8 protein-coding genes are annotated in these 11,651 nt (G+C 44.4%); 6 read left to right on the forward strand and 2 right to left on the reverse strand.

The window, feature by feature from the left end; translation table 11 throughout:
• Window positions 1-131: 131 nt before the first annotated feature.
• The gene (locus VFDL14_RS12750) at window positions 132-2,168 is read right to left on the reverse strand and encodes a TonB-dependent receptor (RefSeq protein WP_032550982.1); all 2,037 of its coding nucleotides are present in this window, start codon (window positions 2,166-2,168) and stop codon (window positions 132-134) included.
• Window positions 2,169-2,409: 241 nt separating this feature from the next.
• Between VFDL14_RS12750 and VFDL14_RS12745 the strand changes: the two genes are divergently transcribed.
• The 5 genes from VFDL14_RS12745 to VFDL14_RS12725 are packed head-to-tail and all read left to right on the forward strand — an operon-like array spanning window position 2,410 to window position 9,676.
• Window positions 2,410-3,621, forward strand: a complete 1,212-nt coding sequence (locus tag VFDL14_RS12745; RefSeq protein WP_032550983.1) for an ATP-grasp domain-containing protein — start codon at window positions 2,410-2,412, stop codon at window positions 3,619-3,621.
• Window positions 3,618-5,429 carry an IucA/IucC family protein gene (locus VFDL14_RS12740; protein ID WP_032550984.1) on the forward strand — a complete coding sequence of 604 codons (1,812 nt, stop codon included), beginning with the start codon at window positions 3,618-3,620 and terminating at the stop codon, window positions 5,427-5,429. Before VFDL14_RS12745 ends, VFDL14_RS12740 begins: the two co-directional genes overlap by 4 nt.
• A 6-nt stretch (window positions 5,430-5,435) precedes the next feature.
• Complete coding sequence (locus VFDL14_RS12735) at window positions 5,436-6,644, forward strand: MFS transporter (protein ID WP_032550985.1); 1,209 nt, start codon at window positions 5,436-5,438, stop codon at window positions 6,642-6,644.
• Window positions 6,616-8,481: an IucA/IucC family protein gene (locus VFDL14_RS12730; RefSeq protein ID WP_032550986.1), complete on the forward strand. Its 1,866-nt coding sequence runs from the start codon at window positions 6,616-6,618 to the stop codon at window positions 8,479-8,481. The genes VFDL14_RS12735 and VFDL14_RS12730 overlap by 29 nt, the downstream gene beginning before the upstream one ends.
• Window positions 8,474-9,676, forward strand: a complete 1,203-nt coding sequence (locus tag VFDL14_RS12725) for a type III PLP-dependent enzyme (RefSeq protein WP_032550987.1) — start codon at window positions 8,474-8,476, stop codon at window positions 9,674-9,676. The genes VFDL14_RS12730 and VFDL14_RS12725 overlap by 8 nt, the downstream gene beginning before the upstream one ends.
• Before the next feature lie 145 nt (window positions 9,677-9,821).
• Here the strand turns inward: VFDL14_RS12725 and VFDL14_RS12720 are convergent, their stop codons facing one another.
• Entirely contained in the window at window positions 9,822-10,253 is a 432-nt protein-coding gene (locus VFDL14_RS12720) for a GNAT family N-acetyltransferase (RefSeq protein ID WP_032550988.1), read from the reverse strand.
• A gap of 291 nt (window positions 10,254-10,544) precedes the next feature.
• Between VFDL14_RS12720 and VFDL14_RS0123165 the strand changes: the two genes are divergently transcribed.
• The coding region (locus VFDL14_RS0123165; RefSeq protein WP_032550989.1) for a VCBS domain-containing protein at window positions 10,545-11,651 on the forward strand (1,107 nt) is incomplete at its 3' end.

The raw sequence follows: 11,651 nt of genomic DNA on the forward strand, positions 1-11,651 counted from the left end.
AGTAGGCAGGTTAGGGTCAAAGCTTTATATTTCTTCATAGTTAACTCTGACCCTTTGGGCTAAAACGACCTAAAATAAGGTCAACTATTCGCTAATTAGCGGAAAAAATAGCTGTAGAATTGAGCTAACTATTAGAACTGGTATCCGTAGCTAAGCATGAATTCAGCAGGTGCGCCGTTTCCAATCTGGTTGGTGCCAGACGTACCGTTGGTTGCACCCAAAATGTATTTTTCATCAAAAACGTTGTAAGCATTCGCTTGAACTTTATGACGCCCCGTAGTGTATGCAGCCATCAAATCGACTGTGGTGTAGTCACCTAAAGCGACGGCTTCATTGTTACCTGCATAACGGTCGCCAACGTATTTAACACCACCACCTAAGCGCCAGTTATCGTCTAGCTGGTAGGTACTCCAAAGTGAGAACAAGTGATCAGATACGTCGTTTGGCTTCTTACCTGTATCTTTGTCTTCTGCATCAAGGTAGCTATACCCAACCGATACATCCCATTGAGTTGTAATCTGACCGCGAGCTTCTAGCTCGATACCTTTGTGACGCGCTTCAATCTTGCTAATTACGTCACCATTGGTATCGGTTTGAGGTTGCTCTTGATCAATTTGGAAGATCGCAGCGTTGAGCATCAGTGCGTTGTCTAGCAAATAAGCTTTTGCACCTATTTCTTGAAGATCTGTATGGAAAAATTCCGCTAGCTTGGGATTGATATAGATTCCTGAATAAGGCAACTGCCATGAACGAGCTAAGCTTGCATACATAGACATATCATCGGTAAGGCGATAAACCAGACCACCACGGTAGCTTACTTTGTTGTCGTCAAGGTTCTCTTTAGCAGCACCTGCCTTTTGTTGTTCAAGCTCCATCGAGTCGTAACGCACATTACCAATCAACGAAAGATCACCTAAGGTGTAAACGTCTTGAACGTAAACGCCGGTAGTCGTTGTTGTATTGTCGCGGAAAGGCTTGAAGCCAGGATCGGGCGTAGGGCCCACTACAGGGTTGTAAATGTCTTGAGATGGAAGCGTTTTGTCACTGGCTAGGACAAGGTCAATATTAATCTGGTTGAAATCCGCGCCTATCATCATCTGATTAGAATCGGTTTCCCAAACGAGTTCCGATTGCAATGTAGTCGTGGTACGTGGGTCGTAGCCAAAATTATTCACGGTTTGAGAGACTTGATCGCCTGTCACCGTTCCTTGACGAGTACCCTTTTGTTCCAGCTCAATATGGTTGTATGCTGCACGGTTTGTCCATACCCAGTCACTGTTTAGACGCCATTCATAATTTATTGCAACTCGGAGGCTATCAGATTCTTGATAATCGTTAGTACCGCCATAAAAAGTGCTTTCAGAAACGTCAACAGGTTTACCATCCTTTGACGGAACGCCACGATACGGAACTAACTCTTGGTGAGCGTATTCGACATCGAGATCAATAATGTGTCCGTCAGAAGGCATCACTCGAATCGTTGGGGCTATAAAGAAATCATTGGAATCAACATGATCGACATAAGAATCTGCTTGACGATGCTCTACATTGATACGGCCATTAACCTTGTCTGAAAGCGCCATAGAGCTATCAAGCTGCCCTACAAATTGGCTATTGCTACCAACACTGCCTTTGACACTGGTGAAGTTATCACCGTTAGCACGTTTCGTGACTAGATTGATGATACCACCAGCAGAACCTCGACCATAAAGTGCACCAGCAGGGCCTTTGACGACTTCAACACGCTCGATATTTGCTAGGCTTCGATAAGACTGTAAAGTCCCGTCGTCACGCATCCCATCGCGATACATATCATTAAGCGCATCAAAACCACGAATGACAAATTGGTCTCGACTCCCTTCGCCGAGGGTATTATTTACACCTGCAACACCATCGAGTGCATCCACTAAACGTACCGCTCCGCGGTCTTCCATTTCAGTCTTAGTAACCACTGACACGGCCTGTGGCACGTCTAGCCATTCAACATCCGTTTTGGTACCAGACTGAGGCATATGTTCCGCATATCCTTCGTATTGATGTCCGATAACTTGTAGCGTTTCGTCCGCTACAACTTGTTCTTTTGCGCTTACAGCTGGTACGACAGTTACACTCGCAAGCACTCCGCCAATAGCCAGAGCTAGTGGAGATAGGGGCATTCTTATGTTCATTTGTTAATTCCGTTTTTGTTTATAAAACCACTACGGTGCGAATGAAAACAAATATCATTTATATTTGCAATATATATTTTTTCATCTATATTTGCTTAGCAATATGCAACAACGCTAATGACATAACAGTCAATAAAAACAATAACATAGCGATTAATGCCTTCTTATAAATCAAAAAAAGGCAATTTGAAGCACCTTGTGAGCGGGCAATAAAAAACATTTGGAAAATTAGGAAAGCCCCATGAAATCTACGATTATTATCGTAAGCCATGTCGTGAATGATGCGGTCATTCACGGCTTCGTACCGACAGCAAAAGCGATGGGCCTTCGCGTCATTTTGATCACGGATCACAAACTCAGCCACCTAAGAGTGAGTAACGATGACGAGCGTTTTAGCCCTGACGCAATTCTTGAGTGTGATGTATTTAATCCTCTCGAACTTATCGAGACCATCACAGAAGAAAACATAAAACCGAGTGCTGTTTTTAGTAACAGTGATCACTTGCAAACTTCGACCGCTATCTGCGCTCAGTTCTTTGGTCTACCGGCAAAAGATTGGACCGTAACGTTGCAAGCAAAGAACAAGCACCTCACTCGTCAAGTACTGAATGAAAAGTCTCTTCCCAATGTCCAAAGTGAATTGCTATATCGTGACACCGATTCTGCGTTTGATTTTACTTTTCCTGTCGTCGCCAAGCCTAAAGAAGGTGTGGCAAGCATAGACGTCCAACGTTGTAACTCTAAAAGTGAGCTAGAAAGTTATTGCGAGCGCTTTTGGCAGAAACACCCGACTAGCCCAATCTTGGTTGAAGATTTTTTGCAGGGTCCGCTGATCACTTTAGAAACCTTGGGAGACGGAGAAAGCTTAACTGCACTAGGTGGGTTTGATGTAGAGCTCTCAGAACCTCCGTTCTTTATTGAAACTGCTGCGACTTGGAATGGCGGCAACAGCACTCAATTCAAGAATGAGTGTGTGAGACAGTTGCAGGTATTTGGCGTAGGCTTCGGTGTTTGTCACAGTGAATTTATTATCACAAAGTTAGGCCCAGTATTAGTTGAAATCAACTATCGCAGTATTGGAGATGGTCGTGAGTTCCTACTCGACAATCTAAGTGGTGGAAAGTGGTTCAGCACCATCTTAAGTCTGCACCTCGGCAGCAAGCTAGATCCTTCATTCCAAATAAGTGGCAGTGCAAATGTCCACTATGTTGTGGCGAAGCAGAGTGGTGTCATCGAGGGGACATCTACGTCTTTCATTCATCAAGATGGCGATGTTGTCACACAGCAGCAGGTACTCAAACACCCTGGTGAGACCTTTCTACAAAGCTTTTCCAACAAAGATTACTTAGCACGAATTTCTATAGCATCACCGTCAGGACAAAGTTTAGATGCTGCTCTTCAACGCACTATTTCTCGCTTCAATCTAACGTCAAACAGTGAGGTGAACGCATGAGTTGCAACGCTTCATACCTAACCCAGCGACTAATCGATACGTGCCTTCGTGAAGACCTATTCGGCTTAGTGTCTAAAAGTCAGTTCACAGCCAAAGCGCCTGCCAGCATTACAATTTCGAATTACCTGGGTGAACAAATATGGGCTATCTTTGCCCATTCTGATTTCACGCTTTACTTACCCGTCACTCCAAGTTACTACATGCAACGCTGGGTATACGGTTCTCCAAATGGGGTAGATGGTAGTGGTTGGCTAATCCAGAAAAAGGGCCAGTTTGAACTTCAGCATGACTATCATGATTGGATTCAATTACTAAAAACGTGTGCACATGAAAGCTCCCACCCATTGCTAGATGGTTACTTACAAGAACTCGAATGTGCAGAGGCACACAAAGCACTATGTGATAACGCTTTCCAACAACATTCTGAGTCATTGATGCAGCCGATTTCTCAGTTGAAGCATTGGAACCAAAAATTACTGCGCGCTGATCAAATCGCGTCTTACCTTGATCACCCTTATTATCCAACCGCTCGCGCAAAATTTGGTTTGAGTGATACAGATCTCGAGAAATATGCGCCAGAGTTTACACAAAGCTTTACTCTGCGTTGGCTAGCGATTGATAAGTCACTTGTCACTTTGACCAGTTCGCAGCCATCATGCTGGCCAACCATGGAGCAAGTGGGTCTACCGGGCGACTTTGCTCTGAGTCATCATTTATTCCCAGCACACCCTTTAACACTGCAAAGCCTTGAGCCTCTTCCAGAAGGTATTATTGAAGCCCCTACTCCATACCTTGATGTTACACCTACACTATCGGTACGCACCGTTGTCGTGAATTCTGCACCACATATTCACATCAAAGTACCGCTTATCATGCGTTCTCTAGGCACCAAAAACATTCGCTTAATCAAGCCTTCAACTCTTTATGATGGACACTGGTTTGAACGCCTATTAACGCACTTAGAGCAAAATGATGCCGACTTACAAGGCACGCTATTTCATTGCAATGAGAAACACGGTGGACACGTAGGAGATGACAAGAGCTTCGCTTACATCGTACGTGAATATCCATTGAACCATTCGCAAGACAAAGCACTCGTTCCCGTTGCCGCGTTGGCTAGCCCAATGCCCGATGGCCGCTTATTCTTAGAGCACCTCGCCGAACAGTATTATCACAATGACACGTTAGCTTGGTTTAAGGATTACGTTGACCTACTTTCAAAAGTACATCTGAGATTGTGGCTTCAATACGGCATTGCATTGGAGTCCAACCAACAGAACGCCATTATCGCGTTCGATGGACATGGAAACATGACCTTAGCGATGAAGGACAATGATGCAGCGCGGATTTGGCCCGAGCGATTTAAAAACTTCGAACACCTCTCACCGGTTAAGTGCGAACAATTGCTGGATCAGCGTATAAAAGTAGGTGATGAACTGGCTCTTGGTCAGATGTTCACTACCATCACGTTACAACTCGATATTGCGGCGATTGTTGAAGCAATGGCCGCACAAGCTATTGCGCCATCGGCTGACCTTTACAAAATAGTGGCAACTAGCCTTTCTCAACAGCTAGAGCAACTTAGTAATCAAGGTCACGACGTAACACTAGCCAACAAGATGCTATTTGAATCACCGAACCTGTACGCCAAGTATTTATTGAGTTCAGGCAGTTTGCTCTCGAAAGAAGCCTCCGGTGCTAGCGATATCAATAAATTTTATGGGTTATCGGCTCCGAACTTCTTACTACTTACCAGTGAAGAAGCACAACACGCTTACTTAGAATCCATCAAACAGAGCGTGAACTAACCCACCATGACCAGACTCATTTATTGTGTGCTGCTCTGCCACTTCATCGCGGCATTTGCAGCCTTAGGTATGCCTCTGTTTTTACCTATGGTGTTACCGACACTTGGCGCACATATCGATTCAGATTGGGCAGGCATTTTATTTATTTTGCCAACCTTTTGTACTGCGTTAGCTGCGCGGTTTTGGGGGCAGTTTGCTGATAAATTTGGCAAACGTCGCTCTCTATTACGAGCACAGCTAGGGCTTGCCGCAGGGTTCGCTCTGTGTGGTTTGGCAGATAACCTAACGATGTTTGTGTTTGGTCTTATTGTTCAAGGAACCTTTGGCGGCACTATGGCCGCTTCGAATAGCTACCTATCAAGTCAGATTAAAGACGCAAAGACCCTCGGCACTTCACTGAATAAGACTCAGCTTTCTGCACGTTTAGCGTTGATCGTCGCGCCCATCGGCCTAGGTTGGACATTATCAGACACAAGCCCGCTGAATGCGTATCTGTGGTTGTCTGCCTTACCCTTGTTAGCATTGGCAATCACGCTCACGCTCCCTGCTGATCACTTAGTGAAATCGGATGCAGAGAAAAAAGCAAAAGACCAGATAACGAGTCAAAGAGAACAAACAACACACACGCCGTTACACAACCTCTACTGGGTGTTCGGTGCACAGTTCTGCTTTGCTTTTTCGATGGTCGTCACTTTCCCCTATTTCTCACCTTTTGTGCAGCAATACGGAGTGACAAACCAAGCGTGGATAGGCTTTTTATACGCCCTCCCACACGGTGTTTATTTACTCTTTGCCGGAAAGATTCATCTGTTTTCAGAATGGCTCAACCGTCGTCATCCGCTTGCTACTTTATACCTTGGTTTTGGCTTGATCTCAGTCAGTACAGCGATGCACCTAATACCTGACCAAACAACGCTGATCATCGCTCGAGTTGTTTTTGGACTTGGTATGGTCTGTTGCTACCAAGGGCTACATCAAGCTTTAGCCAACCAAATCGACCGACAACAAAGTGGCAAGATATTTTCGCGCTTTGATGCCATGTCTAAATGGGGGGGTGTTGCAGCAGGGTTAAGCGCGTCTTTTATATCAAGCTTGGGATGGCTTGAGGTTCCTTTCTTACTTTCTACTTTGATCAGCTTTAGTACTGCTATCGCAATGATCATTCTTTCAAAATTTGGACATCGACATGTTAAACAATCATTCATATCCAACTGAGAACCGAGCTGAAAACAAGACGCAAATAAATTACAGTCAGGTTCAGCTCAATCAAGAAAAAGCCCAAATAACTACCATCATGGGCGTAGTGAACTGCTACCTGCGTGAATACGCGATACCGAACAAGCAAGTAGATTGGTGCTTCAGCTCAGCATCACTGCCGCAGACATTAAAAAGAAACTTTACGGCCAAACAACGTGTGGCAATACATCTCCCTCAGCAAAATCAGACGCAAGAGAGTGGCTTGTTAGTCTTGCCTGTTGAATACGTCAGTAGCCTAGGAAAGGTAAAACTTTCAGATTCACCTTGGTCGAAAACGGCTGGTGCTGGCTGGTCAAAATTAGACGCAACCCAAACCCTAACACTGTTGCTCAATTACCTTAAACAAGTGTTAATGATCCCTTTCAACCATGAGTTGATCGAACAAATGCAGAACAGCTTGCTGGTCACCGAGCAATTCCTAAACGCCGACAGTACACTCCAGCAGCATAATGCCTTTATCGCGTCAGAACAGTCACTCCTCTGGGGACACACTTTTCACCCGACACCGAAAAGTCGTTCTGGTGTAAGTATGGATGATTTACTTGCTTGCTCTCCGGAAGTTGGCGCGAAGGTGCCTCTGTATTGGTTTGAGGTGGAGGCAGCTTTACTGGATATATTACGCTCAGATACGCGTACATCACCTAAAGCGATGCTCGAACAATTGGCCCCAAAAGAAAGTGATTCAGAATCAAAATTACTTTATCCGTGCCACCCATGGGAAAGCTACACACTTCTACAAAACCCAGCAGTTCAACGTGCGATTGAACAAGGAAAAATTACACCATTAGGCCTAGGTGGAGACAAACTGTTACCCACTTCATCCGTGCGCACTCTCTATCACCCAGATATGGAATGGTTTGCTAAGTTTTCCATCAATGTACGTTTGACCAACTGTGTTCGCAAAAATGCATGGTATGAACTCGACAGTGCCGTTCAGTTAACCTCAATTCTACGTTCGATAAAAGAGAGCGAGCAGCTACGTAACCCCATATTCAAAGTGATGAGTGAGCCATACGCAACAACACTCAATCTAGAATCTATCGCAGGGCAAGAGCCTAACGACATCATAAAAGCTCGTGAATCATTTGGCATTTTGTATCGCGAGAACTTCACACTTAGTGAAACCGACGTTCTACAACCGACGTTGGCTGGTTCGCTGTTTGCCTATGATCGAGAAGGAAATAGCTGTATAGCTACCCAGCTAAAACACAAAGCAAAAGCAACACAAAGCCAGTATGAAAGTGTCGCAACCTTGTGGTTTGAGCGCTACTTGCATTGCTTGGTTCCAGGCGTGTTTAACTACTACTTCAAACATGGAGTCGCATTCGAACCTCATCTACAAAACACGCTGATTGGTTTTGAACAAGGCATGCCATGTTGCGTGTGGATTCGTGATTTAGAAGGTACAAAATTGCTACCTGAATTTTGGCCTTCAGAGACATTACAACAGCTTTCAGAACGAGCTCGACAATCGGTTTACTACAGTCGAGAGCAAGGTTGGAATCGCATTGGTTACTGCACCTTTATTAACAACATCAGTGAGGCCATATTCTTTATTGCTGAGGGAGACGCCAAACTTGAAGAGACGTTGTGGGAACTATTGAAAGAATCCATTGTTCGATGGCAGTCAATCAATGGCAAGCAACCAGAGTTAGTTGCGTTACTTGATGGCGGCTTCTTCCCAAGTAAGAACAACTTTACAACTCGCTTGATGCAAAACGCCGACAAAGAGTCGGGGTACACGCTAATTGCGACGCCGTGGGCGACTCTAAACACTGGAGAAAATCATGACTAAGCCAACTCTGCTTCCTTCTCACATCGAGCAAGAAATAAAACAACTCGCGAACCAGCAGAATCAGCCGTTATGCGCTTACCTATATGACATTAATGCGCTTGAACAGCACATCAAGCAGATGCGTCATGTATTACCCAAAAACGTAGAGTTGTTTTATGCCGCAAAGGCCAACCCTTCTGCACCAATCTTGAGCACCTTGGCGCCTTACGTTGATGGGTTTGAAGCGGCATCTGGCGGTGAACTTAGCCACCTTCAGCAGCAAGAGCTTAATAAACCGCTGATCTTTGGTGGTCCAGGGAAGATGCCAAGCGAATTAGAACAAGCAATACAACTTGATGTGGATGCCATCCATGTAGAAAGTATTACAGAACTTCAGCGCATTGGAGTTTTAACACAAAAGTTGAATCGACCCGCTTCCGTCTTTCTGCGCATGAATATCGATATTGGTGACATCACGCTCAGCAAGCTAGCCATGGGCGGAAAGCCGACTCCATTTGGTTTCGATGAAGCTGAATTGGATAACGCCATCATGTATCTACGTGATTTCCCGCTAATAGAGTTGAAAGGCTTCCACTTTCACCTGATGTCACATCAACTCGATGTTGGTCGTCACTTAGCACTCGTTCAACGTTATTTCCAAGTGGTTAAACAGTGGAAAGAACAATACTCGCTAGAAGATCTCATTATTAACCTCGGTGGAGGCATGGGGATCAATTACCAAGATCCTAGCCAACATTTCCCGTGGATAGAGTTTTGCGACAAATTAGAATTCTTAATCGCTGAAGAACACATGCAAGATTGGAAACTACGCTTTGAGTGTGGACGATATATATCTGCGCCGTGCGGCTACTATGTGATGGAAGTGTTAGACATCAAACATAATCTGGGCGAAAACTTTGTGATTGCTCGTGGCGGCACGCATCATTTCCGTACACCAGCAGCACAAAACCATGATCACCCTTTTGCCGTCGTCCACAATCAGCAGCACTCAACGATTTCGAACCCAATCCACCACACTACTGCCAATTTAGTTGGTCAGTTATGTACACCAAAAGATGTACTCGCTCGAAACCAAAACATTGAGTACATCGACATAGGTGATTATCTTGTGTTCACCTTAGCAGGAGCATATGCATGGAACATTTCTCACCAGAACTTTTTGATGCATGAGCCGCCTGTGTTTCATTACTTTTAGATAAAGCAACAGATTCAATATTGCGTTATTAATGACTAAATAAAGGTCAACTACACGCTTGATTTTTGGTCTCCACATACGGAAACGCCCCAAGTTATTAGCTTTGGGCGTTTCTTCTAACAAACTGGTTTACGACAACCGAGCGTTAAAGTGTCATATGCAAAATCGGAAAAGGTTTTCCCATATCATCTAGTGGTGAACGTGATACAACTTTGAATCCCATATGCTGATAGAAACCTACCGCTTGTGGATTTTGTTCGTTCACATCAACTTGGGTTGCGCCTAAATGCTCAATAGCATATTGCAACAGCGCTTTACCCACTCCCTGCCCCCTTGCGTCATCTAAAATGAACAGCATCTCAATCTTTGATTCGTGAATTCCCACGAATCCAACAATAGAGCCGCTTTCATTTTTCACACATCTTAAGGTAACAGCAGGAAAGGCTTGTTCCATGATGATAGGCTTAAAAAACTCAATATCTTCTTCTGTTATGAAGTCATGAGTTGCTCGGACTGAATTTTCCCAAACATTAAGCATTTCAGCGTAATTTTCAGGAAGCACATTTTCTACAATCATCGTATTTCTCGTGGGTTAACGGATATCAATGTGCAGCCGCGAACGTTAATTTTAACTGACAAGATGTACCTGCGTCTATCAAACTAACCTCGTTATACAATGAGGCAAATAGAACTCGAAATAAATACCGCTTCCACAGTCAACTAACAGCATTGGAGAACCATTACCTTTGGCGTTTTGACGCTGCATTCTTTTAGAACCAATATACCTTTTAAAAAGTCGTATTTAAGTAGCGAAATCGTAATTCCTGTTCTTTAATCAGTAAGATACAAGGACAGTTAGGTTAGGTTTATGAAAAAGAACGAAGTTGGTACTAAGGCGCGCAGAAATGAACAGCCCGCTAAGACTCAAATTGATGACAAACGAAATAAAACTAAGAAAAAAAGCATCAAAATATTCTCAATTTCAAGGGTGCGAGTGCCGCTGTCTAACAGTCCGATGCTAATTCTCCCATCCTTACATCTTGAACCATCAGATGAACAAGCAAGCACAACGAACATACTAGATACTCAATCTAAAGAAAACTCAAGCCAAGCAAGTGATTTGGGGCATCAACCGAGAAACACGGAAGATTCATTAAATCCAGAAGCACCTTCTTCAGCCCAACCAGAAGAACATTCGCAAGTAAACTTAACTAAAGACGCTAAGAGTACTCCGCTTACTCCTTCGCACCATCTATCGCCACATAACCAAACAACGAGTCACAATTTTGAGCAACACACCACGCTGCCTCCGAAGGGAGTGATTCACGGTTCTCAGACAACAACACACCATACACCAATCAACCCGTCGACTTCGAATAATGCGGCTGCGAAAGTTAGCAGTGCCACCGTAAATGTTGATGAGACTGATACCGTAGTGACAACTTCAGGTACGCTAACCAGTATTGATATTGATAATCAAAACAATACTTTTACACCTGATTCGATCAAAGGCACATATGGCAATCTAACCATTGATGCCAATGGCCACTGGGTGTTTACCGCCAACAGCGCATTCAACCGACTCAACGTTGGCGACAAGGTTGAGGAGACGTTTACGGTAACGTCTGTCGATGGCACACCATCCACTATTAAAGTGACCATCAATGGCACCAATGACGCCGCAACGGTTAGCAGTGCCACTGTGACCGTCGATGAAACTGACTCTGCGGTAACGACTTCAGGCACGTTAATTAGCACCGACATTGATAATCCGGATAACACCTTTACGCCAGACTCCATTACGGGCACCCATGGTGACTTGACCATTGATGCCAATGGTCACTGGGTGTTCACCGCTAACAGTGCATTTAACCAACTTAATGTCGGCGACAAGGTTGAAGAATCATTTACGGTAACGTCTGTCGATGGCACACCATCCACTATTAAAGTGACCATCAATGGTACCAATGATGCC

The sequence above is a fragment of the Vibrio fortis genome (assembly GCF_000695685.1).
Lineage (GTDB): Bacteria > Pseudomonadota > Gammaproteobacteria > Enterobacterales > Vibrionaceae > Vibrio > Vibrio fortis_A.